This is a genomic window from Nonomuraea sp. LPB2021202275-12-8 (assembly GCF_037044575.1).
Lineage (GTDB): Bacteria > Actinomycetota > Actinomycetes > Streptosporangiales > Streptosporangiaceae > Nonomuraea.
In genome coordinates this window covers 1-16,653 of the sequence record NZ_JBAHWD010000024.1, presented here as the reverse complement: position 1 = coordinate 16,653, position 16,653 = coordinate 1, and the positions used below count along the sequence as shown (strand labels likewise).

The window sequence follows — 16,653 nt, the reverse complement described above, 5'->3', positions numbered from 1 at the left end:
TCCTCCCCTCTACCAGACGTAGGCGAGGACTTCCCCGCCTACACCACGCTTGCCGGCCTGCTTGTCGGTCATGAGACCGGCGGACGTCGAGATGACCGCGACGCCCAGCCCTCCCAGGACTCGAGGCAGGTTGTCCTTCTTCGCATAGACCCGCAGTCCGGGCTTCGACACCCGGCGCAGGCCAGAGAGCGACCGCTCACGGGTCGGTCCGAACTTGAGCTCCACCACGAGGTTCTTGCCAACCTTGGCGTCTTCGACGGTCCAAGACTGGATGTAACCCTCCTGCTGGAGGATCTCGGCGATGTGCGCCTTGATCTTCGAGTACGGCATCGACACGCTTTCGTGGTACGCCGAATTCGCATTGCGCAGACGTGTGAGCATGTCTGCGATCGGGTCGGTCATCGTCATGGCCAGTGGCCTTCCTCGCCGCGGTTTCCAGTCGGCCAAGTTTCAGCACCTGACACTGCTGCCAGGCACTGCTCTGCCGGTGGACCTTCGGCGCGGTCGTGGGTGCTCTCTACGAGAGCCCCCTGGTTTTGACATTTACGGATATGTACGGCCAGCAGCCGCCATGGGGGCGACACGCGCCGCCCCCAAGGGTAACTACCAGCTGGACTTGGTGATGCCAGGCAGCTCGCCCCGGTGCGCCATCTCGCGGAAGCACACGCGGCACAGGCCGAACTTCCTGTAGACGGCGCGGGGACGCCCGCAGCGGGTGCAGCGGGTGTAAGCCCGGACGTCGAACTTCGGCTTGCGCGCCGCCTTGGCGATCAGCGACTTCTTCGCCATGTCAGGCCTCCTTGAACGGGAAGCCGAGAAGCTTGAGCAGCGCCCGGCCCTGGTCGTCGTTCTTCGCGGTGGTCACGATCGTGATGTCCATGCCCCGCGGCCGGTCGACCTTGTCCTGGTCCACCTCGTGGAACATGACCTGCTCGGTCAGGCCGAACGTGTAGTTTCCGTTGCCGTCGAACTGCTTCGGCGACAGGCCACGGAAGTCCCTGATGCGCGGCAGTGCCAGCGACAGCAGCCTGTCGAGGAACTCCCACATGCGGTCACCGCGGAGAGTGACGTGCGCGCCGATCGGCATGCCCTCACGCAGCTTGAACTGCGCGATGGACTTGCGGGCCCGGACGACAGCCGGCTTCTGGCCGGTGATCACGGTGAGGTCGCGAACAGCGCCCTCGATGAGCTTCGAGTCGCGAGCCGCCTCGCCGACACCCATGTTGACCTTGATCTTCACCAGGCCGGGGATCTGCATGACGTTCTCGATGCCGAAGTCCTCGCGAAGCTGAGCCGCGATCTCCTCGCGGTACTTCGTCTTGAGGCGCGGCGTCTGACGCTCGGTCTCAGTGGTCGTGGCAGTCATCAGCTGTCCTCACCCGTCTCGTCGGCCTTGTCGGCCTTCTTGTCGGCGGGCTTTTCGGCGGGCTTGTCTTCCTTGAGCTTCTTCACGTTGCTCACGTGAATGGGAGCCTCCATGGTCTGCACGCCGCCGGTCTTGGCGCCGCGCGGACCCTGGTGGGTCTCCTTCTGGTGCTTGGTGATCATGTTGACGCCCTCGACGACCACGCGGTCCTCGCGCGGGAAGGTGGCGATCACATGCCCCTTGGCACCCTTGTTCTTGCCGGCGATGACCTGGACCAGGTCGCCCTTCTTAACATGCAGCTTCGGCATTACAGCACCTCCGGAGCGAGCGAGATGATGCGCATGAACTTCTTGTCGCGCAGCTCGCGGCCCACCGGGCCGAAGATACGAGTGCCACGAGGGTCGCCGCTGTCCTTGATGATGACGGCGGCGTTCTCGTCGAAGCGGATGTAGGAGCCGTCGGGCCGGCGGCGCTCCTTGACCGTGCGGACGATGACGGCCTTGACCACATCGCCCTTCTTGACGCCCGTGCTGCCGGGCAGCGCGTCCTTGACTGTGGCGACGATGACGTCGCCGATACCGGCGTAGCGTCGGCCCGAGCCACCGAGAACGCGGATGCAGAGAATCTCCTTGGCACCCGTGTTGTCGGCGACCTTGAGCCGCGACTCCTGCTGGATCACGTTTTTAACTCCTGTTAGTCGCGCCGGTTCTCAATCGCTGAGCCTGGCGGAACCCGATGCTGTCTTGTTCCTCCGGCCACAGCGCCACGGACCGCTCCCCCGTACCTTCAGGTCCGGATCAGCAGGCCCGCGGCACCGCACCGCAGGCGACGCGGGAGCCGAGGCTCCCGCGTCCTTGGACGCCGTCATGGGGGCGTATCCACCCCCACGAGGCGCGGTATATCCGAGAGGAGAAGTCTTACTTCGCCTTCTCGAGGATCTCCACGACCCTCCACCGCTTGGTGGCGGAGAGGGGGCGGGTCTCCATCAGAAGCACACGGTCGCCCACGCCACAGGCGTTGGACTCGTCGTGCGCCTTGTACTTGGTCGTACGGCGGATGACCTTGCCGTACAGACGGTGCTTGACGCGGTCCTCGACGACGACGACGACGGTCTTGTCCATCTTGTCGCTGACGACCAGGCCCTCGCGAACCTTGCGGAAGTTACGGGCGTCGGTCTCGGCGCCCGTCTCGGTGGTCTCGGTCTCAGCCATCGCTCGTCTCCTTCTCGACCGTGACGATGCCGAGCTCACGCTCACGCATCACGGTGTAGATACGGGCGATCTCGCGGCGGACGGCCCGCAGCCGCCCGTGGCTCTCCAACTGACCGGTCGCTGCCTGGAAGCGGAGGTTGAACAGCTCCTCCTTGGCCTCCTTGAGCTTCTGGACCAGGGTGTCCTGGTCCTCCACTCGCAGCTCGCCGGCGGTCAGGCTCTTAGCCATCACGCCTCACCCATTTCACGCTTAACGATCTTGCACTTCATCGGGAGCTTGTGGATCGCGCGCTGCAGCGCCTCACGCGCTACAGGCTCCGCCACGCCGGACAGCTCGAACATCACGCGTCCGGGCTTGACGTTGGCGATCCACCACTCCGGAGAACCCTTACCGGAACCCATGCGGGTCTCGGCGGGCTTCTTCGTGAGGGGACGGTCGGGGTAGATGTTGATCCACACCTTGCCGCCGCGGCGGATGTGACGGGTCATCGCGATACGAGCGGACTCGATCTGGCGGTTGGTCACGTAGGAGTGCTCAAGCGCCTGAATGCCGAACTCGCCGAATACGACCCTGGTGCCGCCCTTGGCGGCTCCGCTGCGGTCAGGCCGGTGCTGCTTGCGGTGCTTGACCCTGCGCGGGATCAGCATGGTCAGCTCCCTTCAGCACCCGGCTGCGCAGCCGGGCCGGTCTCGGGGGCGGCCTGCGCGGCCGCCTCAGTCCTGGGGGCACGGTCGCCACGGCCACCACCACGGCGGGCGCCACCACCGGCGCCACCACCGCGACGAGGACGCTCGCCGCCGCCACCCCTACGGTCGTCACGCTCACGACGCTGGCCGGCACGAGCACCGGCGGCAGCCGCCTCGCGCTCGGCGCGGCTCGTCGGAGCCTCGCCCTTGTAGATCCACACCTTCACGCCGATCCGGCCGAAGGTGGTGCGGGCCTCGTAGAAGCCGTAGTCGATGTCAGCGCGGAGCGTGTGCAGCGGCACACGGCCCTCGCGGTAGAACTCCGACCGCGACATCTCAGCGCCGCCCAGACGACCCGAGCACTGCACCCGGATGCCCTTGGCGCCGCTCTTCATGGCCGACTGCATCGCCTTGCGCATGGCGCGGCGGAACGAGACGCGGCTGGAGAGCTGCTCGGCGACACCCTGCGCGACGAGCTGGGCGTCGATCTCGGGGTTCTTCACCTCGAGGATGTTGAGCTGGACCTGCTTCTTGGTCAGCTTCTCCAGGTCGCCGCGGATGCGGTCGGCCTCCGCGCCGCGGCGGCCGATGACGATGCCCGGACGCGCGGTGTGGATGTCGACCTGAACGCGGTCGGTCGTACGCTCGATCTCCACCTTGGAGATACCGGCCCGCTCCATGCCCTTCTGCAGCATGCGACGGATCGACACGTCCTCGGCGACGTACGACTTGTACAGCTTGTCGGCGTACCACCGGCTCTTGAAGTCGGTCGTGATGCCGAGGCGGAACCCGTGCGGGTTAACCTTCTGGCCCACTATCGGGTCCTTCCCTTCGGCTCGCGGGACTCCACGATCACGGTGATGTGGCTCGTCCGCTTGTTGATCCGATAGGCACGACCCTGGGCACGCGGACGGAACCGCTTCAGTGTCGGGCCCTCGTCGACCCACGCGCGGCTCACGACGAGCGTCTGGGGGTCGAGATCGAAATTGTGCTCTGCGTTCGCCATGGCGCTGGAGAGCACCTTGTAGATCGGCTCGCTCGCCGACTGGGGAGCGAACTGCAGCACGGCCTGCGCCTCCGAAGCGGGCAGCCCGCGAATAAGGTCCACCACGCGGCGGGCCTTGAGGGGCGTGACGCGGACGAACCGCGCCTGAGCCCTGGCTTCCATCGCTTACTCCTCTTACTTCTGAAGGCTGTCTATCGCCGGCTGCGGCGGTCTTCCTTGACGTGGCTGCGGAACGTCCGCGTCGGGGCGAACTCTCCGAGCTTGTGACCGATCATCGACTCGGTGACGAACACCGGGACGTGCTTGCGGCCGTCGTGCACGGCGATCGTGTGCCCGAGCATGTCGGGTACGATCATGGAGCGCCGCGACCACGTCTTGATGACGTTTTTGGTGCCCTTCTCGTTCTGCGTTTCCACCTTCTTCTGAAGGTGGTCGTCAACGAAAGGACCCTTCTTAAGGCTACGTGGCATTTCGGCTGCTCCTACCGCTTCTTCCTCTTGCTGCGCCGACGGATGATCAGCCGGTCGCTGGCCTTGCTGGCCTGGCGGGTGCGGCCCTCGGGCTTGCCCTTCGGGTTCACCGGGTGGCGACCGCCGGAGGTCTTGCCTTCACCACCACCATGCGGGTGGTCGACAGGGTTCATCGCGACACCGCGGACGGTCGGGCGCTTGCCCTTCCACCGCATACGGCCGGCCTTGCCCCAGTTGATGTTGGCCTGCTCGGCATTGCCGACCTGACCCACCGACGCGCGGCAGCGCACGTCGACCATGCGCATTTCACCGGACGGCATACGCAGCGTGGCGTACTGGCCTTCCTTGGCGAGCAGCTGGATCTGGGCGCCCGCGGAGCGGCCGAGCTTGGCGCCGCCGCCCGGACGGAGCTCCACCGCGTGGATGAAGGTACCGGTCGGGATGTTGCGCAGCGGCAGGCAGTTGCCCGGCTTGATGTCGGCCGCGGGGCCGTTCTCGATGCGGTCGCCCTGCTTGAGGCCGGTCGGCGCGATGATGTAGCGCTTCTCGCCATCGGCGTAGTGCAGCAGAGCAATATTGGCGGTGCGGTTGGGGTCGTACTCGATGTGAGCGACCTTGGCCGGAATGCCGTCCTTGTCATGCCTACGGAAGTCAATGATCCGGTAGGCGCGCTTGTGACCGCCGCCCTGGTGGCGAGCGGTGACCCGGCCGTGTACGTTGCGGCCGCCCTTGCCATGAAGGGGTGCAAGCAGCGACTTCTCAGGCTCGCTGCGGGTGATCTCGGAGAAGTCCGAGACACTCGAACCGCGGCGACCCGGAGTCGTCGGCTTGTACTTACGGATGCCCATCTTTTTCGTTCATCCTTCGTCGGTTACATGGGTGAGCCCGCCGCACGAGAGTGCGGCGGTCTCCTCCCATCGCAGGCCTTTCGGCCCGCCTACTTCTATGGCTGTTAGCCGATCTGACCGAAGATGTCGATCCGATCGCCCTCCACCAGGCTCACAATCGCGCGCTTGGTGTCGGGACGCTTGCCGAAACCGGTCCGGGTGCGCTTGCGCTTGCCCTGCCGGTTGATCGTGTTCACGCTGGTGACCTTGACCCCGAAGATCTGCTCGACCGCGATCTTGACCTGGGTCTTGTTCGCAGTCTTCTTCACCAGGAACGTGTACTTGTTGTTCTCATCGATGAGGCCGTAGCTCTTCTCAGAGACGACCGGCTTGATGATGACGTCGCGCGGGTCGGCGATCTTCTCCATCAGGCGTCTTCCTTCTCACTCTGATTGGCCGACCCCGCCGACAGCCGAGCCACGACCTGGTCGTACGCCACCTGGGTGAAGACGACATCGTCGTAGCAGAGCACGTCGTAGGTGTTGAGCTGCCCGGAGTCCAGCAGGTGGACCTCGGGAGCGTTACGCAGGCTCAGCCACGTCAGCTCGTCGGCGTCGTCGACCACGACGAGCACGGACTTGGCCTGGGTGATCGCACGCAGCGCCTGGAGAGCGGACTTGGTCTTCGGCGTCTCACCGGAGACCAGGCTGCTCACCACGAACACGCGACCGCCGCGGGCCCTGTCGGAGAGGGCACCGCGCAGGGCGGCGGCCTTCATCTTCTTGGGCGTCCGCTGCGAGTAGTCGCGCGGCACCGGGCCGTGGACGACGCCACCGCCGGCGAACTGCGGCGCACGGGTCGAGCCCTGACGGGCGCGGCCGGTGCCCTTCTGGCGGTACGGCTTCTTGCCGCCGCCCCTGACCTCACCACGGGTCTTGGCCTTGTGCGTGCCCTGCCGACGAGCGGCGAGCTGGGCCACGACCACCTGGTGGATCAGCGGAATGTTGACCTTGGCGCCGAAAATGTCCTCGGGCAGGTCGACGGTACCGGTCTTGGCGCCGCTGGCGTCGAGGACGTCAATGCTGGTCACTTGGCAGCCCCCTTCTTGGCAGCGGTGCGGACGAGGACCAGGCTGCCGTTGGCACCGGGAATCGCACCCTTGATCAGGATGAGACCCTTCTCGGCGTCCACGGCGTGAACCTTGAGGCTCTGCACAGTGGTGCGGACGTTACCCATCCGACCAGCCATGCGCAGACCCTTGAATACGCGGCCCGGGGTGGCGCAGCCACCGATGGAACCCGGCGAGCGGTGCTTGCGCTGAGTACCGTGCGACGCGCCCAGACCCTTGAAGCCGTGACGCTTCATGACACCGGCGAAGCCCTTGCCCTTGCTCTTGCCCGTCACGTCGACGAACTGGCCGGCTTCGAAGGTGTCGGCCAGCAGCTCCTGGCCCAGGTTGTAGTCGCTCGCGTCGTCGGTGCGGATCTCCGCGAAGTAACGGCGCGGGGTGATGTCGTGCTTGCGCAGGTAGTCGCCGAGCGGCTTGTTGACCTTCCGGGGGTCGACCTGCCCGAAGCCGAGCTGGATGGCGGAGTAGCCGTCCTTGTCGGCGGTGCGGACGCGGGTCACCACGCACGGACCGGCCTCGACCACGGTGACCGGAACCATCCGGTTGTCCGCGTCGAAGACCTGGGTCATGCCGAGCTTCTTGCCCAGGACGCCCTTGATCGTCTTAGCCATGTCAGTGCGTTCCCTCAGAGCTTGATCGAAATGTCGACGCCCGCGGGGAGGTCGAGCCGCATGAGCGAGTCAACCGTCTTGGGAGTCGGGTCGATGATGTCAATCAGCCGCTTGTGCGTGCGCATCTCGAAGTGCTCGCGGCTGTCCTTGTACTTGTGCGGCGAGCGGATGACGCAGTACACGTTCTTCTCGGTCGGCAGCGGCACCGGGCCCGCGACCTTCGCGCCAGTCCGCGTCACCGTCTCGACGATCTTCTTGGCCGAGCTATCGATGACCTCGTGGTCATAGGCCTTAAGCCGGATGCGGATCTTCTGTCCCGCCATAGTGGCCTCGGTGTCCTTCGCTGTCGTCTGAAAAAGTATCGTGCGGCCTTTTGCCGCTGTGCGGGTCGAGCCCGCACGACCCCACGAAGCAGACGTATTCGATCTGCCTTTTCTTCCGTGATCCGGCAGTTACTTCGGACACTGTCCGAAGCCACTGCTGGATCACGGCTTTCCCCGTGGAGCCTGCGGGACCGGAGCCGTATGGACTCCTGTCCCTTGTCGTGGCACGGCGGTCGGCCCCTGATGTGAAGGCCGACCGCCGCCCCGCGGTCGAACTACTTGATGATCTTGACGACCCGGCCGGCGCCGACGGTACGGCCACCCTCACGGATCGCGAACTTGAGGCCTTCCTCCATGGCGATGGGCTGGATCAGCTCAACGCGCATTTCGGTGTTGTCGCCCGGCATGACCATCTCGGTGCCCTCGGGGAGGTTCACCACACCGGTCACGTCAGTCGTACGGAAGTAGAACTGCGGGCGGTAGTTGTTGAAGAACGGCGTGTGGCGGCCGCCCTCGTCCTTGGACAGGATGTAGACCTGGCCCTCGAACTCGGTGTGCGGGGTGGTCGTGCCCGGCTTGATGATGCACTGGCCGCGCTCGACCTGCTCGCGCTTGATGCCGCGGAGCAGCAGGGCGGCGTTGTCGCCGGCCTGACCCTCGTCGAGCATCTTGTTGAACATCTCGATGCTGGTGACGGTGGTGGTCGTCTTCTCCGGCTGGATGCCGATGATGTCGACCTGCTCGTTGACCTTGACGATGCCACGCTCGATACGGCCGGTGACGACCGTGCCGCGACCGGTGATCGAGAAAACGTCCTCGACCGGCATGAGGAACGGCTTCTCCGTCTCACGCGGCGGCTCGGGGACGTTCTCGTCCACGGCGTCCATCAGCTCGACGATGGTGTCGGCCCACTTCTGGTCGCCCTCAAGAGCCTTGAGCGCGGAGACGCGGATGACCGGCAGGTCGTCGCCGGGGAACTCCTGAGCCGACAGGAGCTCACGAACCTCGAGCTCGACGAGCTCCAGGATCTCCTCGTCGTCCACCATGTCGGACTTGTTGAGGGCCACGACGATGTAGGGAACGCCGACCTGGCGGGCCAGGAGGACGTGCTCCTTCGTCTGCGGCATCGGGCCGTCGGTGGCGGCGACCACGAGGATCGCGCCGTCCATCTGGGCGGCACCGGTGATCATGTTCTTCACGTAGTCGGCGTGACCGGGGCAGTCCACGTGAGCGTAGTGGCGCTTCTCGGTCTGGTACTCGACGTGCGCGATGGAGATCGTGATACCACGAGCCTTCTCCTCCGGCGCCTTGTCGATCTTGTCGAACGGCGTAGCCGCGTTCAGCTCGGGGTAACGGTCGTGGAGCACCTTGGTGATCGCCGCGGTCAGCGTGGTCTTACCGTGGTCGATATGCCCAATGGTGCCGATGTTCATGTGCGGCTTGTTCCGCTCGAACTTGGCCTTGCCCACTGGTTCTCTCCTTGAGAATCTGACTGACTTTCGTCTGCACACTCGGGCCCGGGTGATCCCGAACCCCTAGGCGGCGGGAGGACCTTTCAGCCGTCCCGCCAGGGACCGGAACTATTCGCCCCGGGCCTTCGCGACGATCTCCTTGGCGATGCCCGGGGGCACCTCCGAGTAGGAGTCGAACTGCATGCTGTAGCTCGCGCGCCCCTGCGTCTTGCTACGCAGGTCGCCCACGTAGCCGAACATCTCAGACAGCGGCACGAGCGCCTCGATGACGCGGGCGCCGGCCCGCTCGTCCATCGACTGGATCTGTCCGCGGCGACCGTTGAGGTCACCGATGACGTCACCCATGTAGTCCTCGGGCGTGGTGACCTCGACGGCCATCATCGGCTCGAGAAGCACAGCGTCAGCCTTGCGCGCGGCCTCCTTGAAGGCCATCGAGCCGGCGATCTTGAAGGCCATCTCCGAGGAGTCGACGTCGTGCGCGGCACCGTCAGTCAGCGTAACCTTCACGCCCACCATCGGGTAGCCGGCCAGCACGCCGAACTCGGCGGCCTCCTGGGCACCCGCGTCGACCGAGGGGATGTACTCCCTCGGGACCCGGCCACCCGTGACCTTGTTCTCGAACTCGTAGCCGTCGTTGCCTTCGCCCAGCGGCTCGAGGTTGATGATCACCCGCGCGAACTGACCGGAGCCACCGGTCTGCTTCTTGTGGGTGTAGTCGATCTTCTCCACCTTGCGGCGGATGGTCTCACGGTAGGCGACCTGGGGACGGCCGACGTTCGCCTCGACCTTGAACTCGCGCCGCATGCGGTCGACGAGGATCTCAAGGTGAAGCTCGCCCATGCCCCAGATAACGGTCTGACCGGTCTCTTCGTCACGACGGACCTGGAAGGACGGGTCCTCCTCGGCCAGTCGCTGGATCGCGATCGACAGCTTCTCCTGGTCGCCCTTGGTCTTGGGCTCGATGGCGACGTTGATGACCGGAGCCGGGAACGTCATCGACTCGAGCACGACCTGGTTCGCCGGGTCGGAGAGCGTGTCACCGGTCGTGGTGTCCTTGAGACCCATGACGGCGACGATCTGTCCGGCGATCGCCGACGGGCGCTCTTCGCGCTTGTTGGCGTGCATCTGGTAGATCTTGCCGATCCGCTCCTTCTTACCCTTCACAGAGTTGATGACCTGTGAACCGGTCTCGAGCGTGCCCGAGTAGATGCGGATGTAGGTGAGCTTGCCCAGGTGCGGGTCGCTCGCGATCTTGAAGGCCAGGGCCGAGAAGGGCTCGGTCGGGTCCGCGTGACGCTCGATCACCTTCTCCTCGTTGCCGACCGCGTGGCCCTTGAAGGCCTTGAGGTCGGTCGGCGCCGGGAGGTAGGCGACGATCGCGTCGAGCAGGGGCTGAACGCCCTTGTTCTTGAACGCGGTGCCGCACAGGACCGGGTTGATGGCGCTGGCCAGCGTCGCGCGGCGGATCGCCGCGACCAGCTGCTCCTCGGTGGGCTCGGTGCCCTCGAGGAAGAGCTCCATCAGCTCGTCGTCGTTCTCGGCGACGGTCTCGATGAGGCGGTCACGCCACTCGCGAGCGGCCTCGGCGTGGTCGGCCGGGAGGTCGACCACGTCGTACATCTCGCCCTTGGCCGCCTCGGCGCTCCACAGGAGGCCCTTCATCGTGATGACGTCGATGACGCCCTTGAAGTCGGCCTCGACGCCCCACGGAAGCTGAATGACCGCCGGAGTGGCGCCCAGCCGGGAGATCATCATGTCGACGCAGCGGTGGAACTCCGCGCCGACCCGGTCCATCTTGTTGACGAAGCAGATCCGGGGGACCTCGTAGCGGTCAGCCTGCCGCCACACCGTCTCTGACTGGGGCTCGACACCCGCGACGCCGTCGAACACGGCGACGGCACCGTCGAGGACGCGGAGCGAACGCTCCACCTCGATGGTGAAGTCGACGTGCCCCGGGGTGTCGATGATGTTGATGGTGTGACCGTTCCACTCGCAGGTCGTCGCGGCGGACGTGATCGTGATGCCGCGCTCCTGCTCCTGCTCCATCCAGTCCATCGTGGCTGCGCCCTCGTGGACTTCACCGATCTTGTAGTTGATGCCGGTGTAGAACAGGATGCGCTCGGTCGTGGTGGTCTTGCCCGCGTCGATATGGGCCATGATCCCGATGTTGCGGACCTTGGCCAGGTCAAGAGCGGTCGTGGTGGCCACTTCTCTCGCGTCCTCGTCGTCTCGTCGAACCCGCCGGGTTACCAGCGGTAGTGGGCGAAGGCCTTGTTGGACTCGGCCATCTTGTGGGTGTCCTCGCGCTTCTTCACGCTCGCCCCGAGGCCGTTGCTGGCGTCGAGGAGCTCGTTCATGAGGCGCTCGGTCATGGTCTTCTCGCGGCGGGCGCGGGAGTACTGCACCAGCCAGCGCAGGGCCAGGGTGGTGCTGCGCGCGGCGCGCACCTCGACCGGCACCTGGTAGGTCGCGCCACCGACGCGACGGCTGCGGACCTCGAGGGTCGGCTTGACGTTGTCAAGCGCGCGCTTGAGGGTGACGACCGGGTCGTTGCCCGTCTTGTCCCTGCAGCCCTCGAGTGCGCCGTAGACGATCGACTGCGCGATGGAGCGCTTGCCGTCCAGAAGCACCTTGTTGATCAGAGCGGTGACCAGCGGCGAACTGTAAACCGGGTCAGACATGAGCTGACGACGGCCAGGAGAACCCTTGCGAGGCATAGTTAGCTCTTCTCCCTCTTCGCACCGTAGTGGCTGCGGCCCTGCTTGCGGTTGCGGACACCCTGGGTGTCCAGCGAGCCGCGGATGATCTTGTAGCGAACACCCGGCAGGTCCTTCACACGACCGCCACGCACGAGCACGATCGAGTGCTCCTGCAGGTTGTGTCCCACACCCGGGATGTAAGCCGTGACCTCGATGCCGTTGGTGAGCCGCACACGGGCCACCTTGCGCAGTGCCGAGTTGGGCTTCTTCGGGGTCGTCGTGTAGACGCGCTGGCACACACCGCGCCGCTGCGGACTCCCCTTGAGGGCAGGAGTCTTGGTCTTGGAGACCTTGTCCTGCCGGCCCTTGCGGACCAACTGCTGAATAGTGGGCACTGCCACTCCGTTTCGTGCCTTGGCCGGTGTTACGTCAATCGTTCAATTCGCAGGTTCTGCCGGTGTCATGACCTGCGAATTGTCCCTTGCTTCCACGCCCCCGCGCTCGGGCGTGTCGCGCTATCCGCACATACACGTCCGCGAGGATTACGAGCCTGGAAGCCGACCTGCGCTCCGTCATGAGCGCACGATCGAGAGCCCGCTAGCAACGGGCACGAAGCTCAAGACTACCTAGGCCCGCGCGACACGTCAAAACGGCGCGGCAAGGCTCTTCAAGCCTTCCCACTCCGGCCCGCGGGACCCCATCCATCAAAGGCCCGGCTGCTGCTCCTCGCCAATGATATAGGTAGCGGCCACCTCTCGCCTCCCATACCAAACAATCATCGGCTTCGCCTGCCCAACGGGGCCTCGGAGAGCCTCCAGTCCACCCAGAATCCCTGACTGTCCTTCCGGCCCCCGGGTTCCCCCCAAGGGGGCGTAACGCCGTACAGAGGGCAAAGGCGAGCGCCCGGGCCCCTCACAGAGGGATCCGGGCGCTCGCCTGTGAACTGCTTACCGGTTGTACTGACCGAAGTCGTACTCCTCCAGCGGCACTGCCTCGCCGCTGCCGGTGCCGAACGTGTAGTCGGCTGCGGAGCCGTCGTAGCCGCCGACCGTGTACATGGCGGCCTTGGCCTCCTCGGTCGGCTCGACCCGGATGTTGCGGTACTGGGGCATACCAGTGCCGGCCGGGATGAGCTTGCCGATGATGACGTTCTCCTTCAGGCCCAGGAGCGAGTCGGACTTGGCGTGGATCGCCGCGTCCGTCAGGACCCTGGTCGTCTCCTGGAAGGAGGCCGCCGACAGCCACGACTCGGTGGCGAGCGACGCCTTCGTGATGCCCATGAGCACCGGACGGCCGGCGGCCGGCGAGCCGCCTTCCGCCACCGTCTCGCGGTTCATCAGCTCGAAGCGCGGACGCTCGACGAGCTCGCCGGGCAGCAGGTCCGTGTCACCGGACTCGAGCACGTTCACGCGCTTGAGCATCTGCCGCACGATGATCTCGATGTGCTTGTCGTGGATCGACACACCCTGGGAGCGGTAGACCTGCTGGACCTCCGCGACCAGGTGCAGCTGCACGGCCCGCGGGCCGAGGATGCGCAGCACCTCGTTGGGGTTGACCGCACCGGCCACGAGCTGCTGGCCGACGGTGACGCGCTGGCCGTCCTGCACGAGCAGGCGCGAACGCATCGACACCGGGTAGGCGATCTCCTCGGAGCCGTCGTCGGGAGTGACGACGAGCTTGCGGGACTTGTCGGTCTCGTCGATGCGGACCCGGCCCTCCGCCTCGGAGATCGGGGCGACACCCTTGGGGATGCGCGCCTCGAAGAGCTCCTGGACTCGGGGCAGACCGTGGGTGATGTCGGCACCCGCCACACCACCGGTGTGGAAGGTACGCATCGTCAGCTGCGTGCCGGGCTCGCCGATCGACTGGGCGGCGATGATGCCGACCGCCTCACCGACGTCCACGAGCTTGCCGGTGGCCAGCGAGCGGCCGTAGCAGGTCGCGCAGACACCGATCTTGGCCTCGCAGACGAGCGCGCTGCGGGTGCGGACGGTCTCGACGCCGGCCTCGACCAGCGCGGTGACGTGGATGTCGTTGATGTCGACACCCGCGGGCACGATGACCTTGCCGTCGACCTCGACGTCCTCGGCCATGATGCGGCCGTGCACGTTGGACTCGGCGTTCTCGGCCTTGCCCAGGTTGCCCGACGCGTCACGCTCACCGACGTGCAGCGGGACCCCACGGTCGGTGCCGCAGTCGATCTCGCGGACGATGACGTCCTGCGCCACGTCCACCAGACGCCGGGTGAGGTAACCCGAGTCGGCGGTACGCAGGGCGGTGTCGGCCAGGCCCTTCCGCTGTCCGTGGGTGGAGATGAAGTACTCCAGCACCGACAGGCCCTCGCGGAACGAGGCCTTGATCGGCCGCGGGATCGTCTCACCCTTGGTGTTGGACACGAGGCCACGGATGCCGGCGATCTGACGCACCTGCATCTTGTTGCCTCGGGCGCCGGAGTTGACCATCATCCAGACCGGGTTGGTCGCCGGGAAGGCGTTGACCATGTCGGTCTCGACGTCGGCCGTGGCGTGGGTCCAGATCTCGATGAGCTCCTGACGGCGCTCCTCGTCGGTGATCAGGCCGCGCTCGTACTCGCGCTGCACCTTGTCGGCGCGGCGCTCGTAGTTCTCCATGATGTCGGCCTTGTTCGGAGGCGCGACGACGTCGTCGATCGAGATCGTGACACCGGAGCGGGTCGCCCAGCGGAAGCCCGCGTCCTTGAGCGCGTCGAGCGAGTTGGCGACCTCGACCTTGGGGTAGGTCTCAGCCAGCTCGTTCACGATCGTGGACAGCTGCTTCTTGCCGACCTGGAAGTTGACGAACGGGTAGGTCGCGGGCAGCGTCTGGTTGAACAGGCACCGCCCGAACGTCGTCTCCAGGCGGATCGGGTCGCCCTGCTCCCAGCCGTCGGGCGCAACCCACTCGCGCGGCGGCAGGACGTCCTTCATCCGGATCTGGATCTTCGCCTGGATCTCCAGCTCGCGGCGGTCGAAGGCCATCTGGGCCTCGGCGATCGAGCCGAAGACCCGGCCCTCGCCCTGGGCGCCTTCCTTGTGCGTGGTCAGCCAGTAGAGGCCGATGACCATGTCCTGGGTGGGCATCGTCACGGGCTTGCCGTCGGCCGGCTTGAGGATGTTGTTGGTCGAGAGCATCAGGATGCGTGCCTCGGCCTGGGCCTCAGCCGACAGCGGCAGGTGCACGGCCATCTGGTCGCCGTCGAAGTCCGCGTTGAAGGCGGTGCAGACGAGCGGGTGGATCTGGATGGCCTTGCCCTCGACGAGCTGCGGCTCGAACGCCTGGATGCCCAGGCGGTGGAGCGTCGGCGCGCGGTTGAGCAGCACCGGGTGCTCGGTGATGACCTCTTCGAGCACGTCCCACACGACGGGCCGGGCGCGCTCGACCATCCGCTTGGCCGACTTGATGTTCTGGGCGTGGTTGAGATCGACCAGCCTCTTCATCACGAACGGCTTGAACAGCTCCAGCGCCATCTGCTTGGGCAGACCGCACTGGTGCAGCTTGAGCTGCGGGCCGACGACGATGACCGAACGGCCGGAGTAGTCGACTCGCTTGCCCAGCAGGTTCTGGCGGAAGCGGCCCTGCTTGCCCTTCAGCATGTCGCTGAGGGACTTGAGCGGGCGGTTGCCGGGACCGGTGACCGGGCGACCACGACGGCCGTTGTCGAACAGCGCGTCGACGGCCTCCTGGAGCATCCGCTTCTCGTTGTTCACGATGATCTCGGGCGCGCCGAGGTCGAGCAGACGCTTGAGCCGGTTGTTGCGGTTGATCACCCGGCGGTAGAGGTCGTTCAGGTCGGAGGTGGCGAAGCGGCCACCGTCGAGCTGAACCATCGGCCGCAGGTCCGGCGGGATGACCGGGATGCAGTCGAGCACCATGCCGCGAGGCGAGTTGGTGGTGTTGAGGAACGCCGAGACGACCTTGAGCCGCTTGAGCGCGCGGGCCTTCTTCTGGCCCTTGCCGCTGCGGATCGTCTCGCGCAGGTTCTCGGCCTCTTCCGCGAGGTCGAAGCTGATCAGACGGTCCTGGATCGCCTGCGCGCCCATGCCGCCCTTGAAGTAGCGGCCGAAGCGGTCGCGCATCTCGCGGTAGAGGAGCTCGTCACCCTCGAGGTCCTGGACCTTGAGGTTCTTGAAGCGGCTCCAGACCTCCTCGAGACGGTCCAGCTCGCGCTGGGCCCGGTCGCGGAGCTGGCGCATCTCGCGCTCAGCGCCCTCACGGACCTTGCGGCGCTGGTCGCCCTTGGCGCCGGCGGCCTCGAGCTCGGCCAGGTCGCTCTCGAGCTTCTTCTGCCTGGCCTCGACGTCGGCGTCACGGCGCTGCTCGATGTGCTGCCGCTCGACGGAGATCTTCGCCTCGAGCGAGGGCAGGTCACGCTCACGCATCTCGGTGTCGACATGCGTGATCATGTACGCCGCGAAGTAGATGACCTTCTCCAGGTCCTTCGGGGCGAGGTCGAGCAGGTAGCCAAGACGCGACGGGACACCCTTGAAGTACCAGATGTGGGTGACCGGCGCGGCCAGCTCGATGTGGCCCATCCGCTCACGACGCACCTTGGCGCGAGTCACCTCGACGCCACAGCGCTCACAGATGATGCCCTTGAACCGGACGCGCTTGTACTTGCCGCAGTAGCACTCCCAGTCGCGGGTCGGGCCGAAGATCTTCTCGCAGAAGAGTCCGTCCTTTTCCGGCTTGAGAGTCCGGTAGTTGATGGTCTCGGGCTTCTTGACCTCACCGTGCGACCACTGACGGATGTCGTCGGCCGTCGCCAGCCCGATCCGAAGCTCGTCGAAGAAGTTGACGTCCAGCATGCTTGCGATCTCCCCCTCAGACTTCTTCC

21 protein-coding genes are annotated in these 16,653 nt (G+C 65.9%); all 21 read right to left on the bottom strand.

Features of this window, described 5'->3' with window-relative positions; all coding sequences use genetic code 11:
- Positions 1–9: 9 nt before the first annotated feature.
- On the bottom strand, positions 10–408 hold the full coding sequence (gene rpsH, locus V5E28_RS33295) for a 30S ribosomal protein S8 (protein ID WP_336212887.1): 399 nt from the start codon (positions 406–408) through the stop codon (positions 10–12).
- Positions 409–603: 195 nt separating this feature from the next.
- A complete protein-coding gene (locus V5E28_RS33290; protein WP_327108828.1) occupies positions 604–789 on the bottom strand; it encodes a type Z 30S ribosomal protein S14 in 186 nt (61 codons plus the stop codon).
- A gap of 1 nt (position 790) precedes the next feature.
- Positions 791–1,366: a 50S ribosomal protein L5 gene (gene rplE, locus V5E28_RS33285; protein WP_336212885.1), complete on the bottom strand. Its 576-nt coding sequence runs from the start codon at positions 1,364–1,366 to the stop codon at positions 791–793.
- A complete protein-coding gene (gene rplX, locus V5E28_RS33280) occupies positions 1,366–1,674 on the bottom strand; it encodes a 50S ribosomal protein L24 (protein ID WP_442945907.1) in 309 nt (102 codons plus the stop codon). Before rplX ends, rplE begins: the two co-directional genes overlap by 1 nt.
- On the bottom strand, positions 1,674–2,045 hold the full coding sequence (gene rplN / locus V5E28_RS33275; RefSeq protein ID WP_026214151.1) for a 50S ribosomal protein L14: 372 nt from the start codon (positions 2,043–2,045) through the stop codon (positions 1,674–1,676). Before rplN ends, rplX begins: the two co-directional genes overlap by 1 nt.
- 238 nt (positions 2,046–2,283) lie before the next feature.
- On the bottom strand, positions 2,284–2,577 hold the full coding sequence (rpsQ, locus tag V5E28_RS33270) for a 30S ribosomal protein S17 (RefSeq protein WP_336212883.1): 294 nt from the start codon (positions 2,575–2,577) through the stop codon (positions 2,284–2,286).
- Entirely contained in the window at positions 2,570–2,806 is a 237-nt protein-coding gene (gene rpmC, locus V5E28_RS33265; RefSeq protein WP_336212882.1) for a 50S ribosomal protein L29, read from the bottom strand. The genes rpsQ and rpmC overlap by 8 nt, the downstream gene beginning before the upstream one ends.
- A complete protein-coding gene (rplP, locus tag V5E28_RS33260; RefSeq protein ID WP_336212881.1) occupies positions 2,806–3,225 on the bottom strand; it encodes a 50S ribosomal protein L16 in 420 nt (139 codons plus the stop codon). Before rplP ends, rpmC begins: the two co-directional genes overlap by 1 nt.
- 2 nt (positions 3,226–3,227) lie before the next feature.
- A complete protein-coding gene (gene rpsC / locus V5E28_RS33255) occupies positions 3,228–4,079 on the bottom strand; it encodes a 30S ribosomal protein S3 (RefSeq protein ID WP_336212879.1) in 852 nt (283 codons plus the stop codon).
- Positions 4,079–4,432, bottom strand: coding sequence for a 50S ribosomal protein L22 (gene rplV / locus V5E28_RS33250; protein ID WP_189141238.1), 354 nt, complete (start codon positions 4,430–4,432; stop codon positions 4,079–4,081). Before rplV ends, rpsC begins: the two co-directional genes overlap by 1 nt.
- A gap of 29 nt (positions 4,433–4,461) precedes the next feature.
- Positions 4,462–4,740 (bottom strand): 30S ribosomal protein S19, encoded by a 279-nt coding sequence (gene rpsS, locus V5E28_RS33245; RefSeq protein WP_336212875.1) that lies wholly within the window; start codon positions 4,738–4,740, stop codon positions 4,462–4,464.
- A gap of 11 nt (positions 4,741–4,751) precedes the next feature.
- The gene (rplB, locus tag V5E28_RS33240; RefSeq protein ID WP_336212874.1) at positions 4,752–5,588 is read right to left on the bottom strand and encodes a 50S ribosomal protein L2; all 837 of its coding nucleotides are present in this window, start codon (positions 5,586–5,588) and stop codon (positions 4,752–4,754) included.
- A 104-nt stretch (positions 5,589–5,692) separates the two neighbouring features.
- Positions 5,693–5,995 carry a 50S ribosomal protein L23 gene (rplW, locus tag V5E28_RS33235; RefSeq protein ID WP_221519391.1) on the bottom strand — a complete coding sequence of 101 codons (303 nt, stop codon included), beginning with the start codon at positions 5,993–5,995 and terminating at the stop codon, positions 5,693–5,695.
- Positions 5,995–6,657 (bottom strand): 50S ribosomal protein L4, encoded by a 663-nt coding sequence (gene rplD / locus V5E28_RS33230; RefSeq protein WP_336212872.1) that lies wholly within the window; start codon positions 6,655–6,657, stop codon positions 5,995–5,997. The genes rplW and rplD overlap by 1 nt, the downstream gene beginning before the upstream one ends.
- Entirely contained in the window at positions 6,654–7,307 is a 654-nt protein-coding gene (rplC, locus tag V5E28_RS33225) for a 50S ribosomal protein L3 (RefSeq protein WP_336212870.1), read from the bottom strand. Before rplC ends, rplD begins: the two co-directional genes overlap by 4 nt.
- A gap of 14 nt (positions 7,308–7,321) precedes the next feature.
- Positions 7,322–7,630: a 30S ribosomal protein S10 gene (gene rpsJ / locus V5E28_RS33220; protein WP_012887830.1), complete on the bottom strand. Its 309-nt coding sequence runs from the start codon at positions 7,628–7,630 to the stop codon at positions 7,322–7,324.
- A gap of 275 nt (positions 7,631–7,905) precedes the next feature.
- On the bottom strand, positions 7,906–9,099 hold the full coding sequence (gene tuf, locus V5E28_RS33215) for an elongation factor Tu (RefSeq protein ID WP_327108822.1): 1,194 nt from the start codon (positions 9,097–9,099) through the stop codon (positions 7,906–7,908).
- Positions 9,100–9,210: 111 nt separating this feature from the next.
- Positions 9,211–11,259, bottom strand: coding sequence for an elongation factor G (fusA, locus tag V5E28_RS33210; protein ID WP_442945909.1), 2,049 nt, complete (start codon positions 11,257–11,259; stop codon positions 9,211–9,213).
- A gap of 89 nt (positions 11,260–11,348) precedes the next feature.
- Positions 11,349–11,819, bottom strand: coding sequence for a 30S ribosomal protein S7 (gene rpsG, locus V5E28_RS33205; protein WP_138670613.1), 471 nt, complete (start codon positions 11,817–11,819; stop codon positions 11,349–11,351).
- Positions 11,820–11,821: 2 nt separating this feature from the next.
- Complete coding sequence (gene rpsL, locus V5E28_RS33200) at positions 11,822–12,196, bottom strand: 30S ribosomal protein S12 (RefSeq protein WP_336212852.1); 375 nt, start codon at positions 12,194–12,196, stop codon at positions 11,822–11,824.
- Between the two features lie 552 nt (positions 12,197–12,748).
- Positions 12,749–16,624 (bottom strand): DNA-directed RNA polymerase subunit beta', encoded by a 3,876-nt coding sequence (locus V5E28_RS33195; protein ID WP_336212851.1) that lies wholly within the window; start codon positions 16,622–16,624, stop codon positions 12,749–12,751.
- Between the last annotated feature and the right edge of the window lie 29 nt (positions 16,625–16,653).

What these genes read in the sequence shown, in the direction of transcription:
- rpsH (WP_336212887.1), bottom strand. Translation starts at nt 408, where the DNA reads ATGACGATGACCGACCCGATCGCAGACATGCTCACACGTCTGCGCAAT.
- V5E28_RS33290 (WP_327108828.1), bottom strand. Translation starts at nt 789, where the DNA reads ATGGCGAAGAAGTCGCTGATCGCCAAGGCGGCGCGCAAGCCGAAGTTC.
- rplE (WP_336212885.1), bottom strand. Translation starts at nt 1,366, where the DNA reads ATGACTGCCACGACCACTGAGACCGAGCGTCAGACGCCGCGCCTCAAG.
- rplX (WP_442945907.1), bottom strand. Translation starts at nt 1,674, where the DNA reads ATGCCGAAGCTGCATGTTAAGAAGGGCGACCTGGTCCAGGTCATCGCC.
- rpsQ (WP_336212883.1), bottom strand. Translation starts at nt 2,577, where the DNA reads ATGGCTGAGACCGAGACCACCGAGACGGGCGCCGAGACCGACGCCCGT.
- rpmC (WP_336212882.1), bottom strand. Translation starts at nt 2,806, where the DNA reads ATGGCTAAGAGCCTGACCGCCGGCGAGCTGCGAGTGGAGGACCAGGAC.
- rplP (WP_336212881.1), bottom strand. Translation starts at nt 3,225, where the DNA reads ATGCTGATCCCGCGCAGGGTCAAGCACCGCAAGCAGCACCGGCCTGAC.
- rplV (WP_189141238.1), bottom strand. Translation starts at nt 4,432, where the DNA reads ATGGAAGCCAGGGCTCAGGCGCGGTTCGTCCGCGTCACGCCCCTCAAG.
- rpsS (WP_336212875.1), bottom strand. Translation starts at nt 4,740, where the DNA reads ATGCCACGTAGCCTTAAGAAGGGTCCTTTCGTTGACGACCACCTTCAG.
- rplB (WP_336212874.1), bottom strand. Translation starts at nt 5,588, where the DNA reads ATGGGCATCCGTAAGTACAAGCCGACGACTCCGGGTCGCCGCGGTTCG.
- rplW (WP_221519391.1), bottom strand. Translation starts at nt 5,995, where the DNA reads ATGGAGAAGATCGCCGACCCGCGCGACGTCATCATCAAGCCGGTCGTC.
- rplC (WP_336212870.1), bottom strand. Translation starts at nt 7,307, where the DNA reads ATGGCTAAGACGATCAAGGGCGTCCTGGGCAAGAAGCTCGGCATGACC.
- rpsJ (WP_012887830.1), bottom strand. Translation starts at nt 7,630, where the DNA reads ATGGCGGGACAGAAGATCCGCATCCGGCTTAAGGCCTATGACCACGAG.
- fusA (WP_442945909.1), bottom strand. Translation starts at nt 11,259, where the DNA reads ATGGCCCATATCGACGCGGGCAAGACCACCACGACCGAGCGCATCCTG.
- rpsG (WP_138670613.1), bottom strand. Translation starts at nt 11,819, where the DNA reads ATGCCTCGCAAGGGTTCTCCTGGCCGTCGTCAGCTCATGTCTGACCCG.
- V5E28_RS33195 (WP_336212851.1), bottom strand. Translation starts at nt 16,624, where the DNA reads ATGCTGGACGTCAACTTCTTCGACGAGCTTCGGATCGGGCTGGCGACG.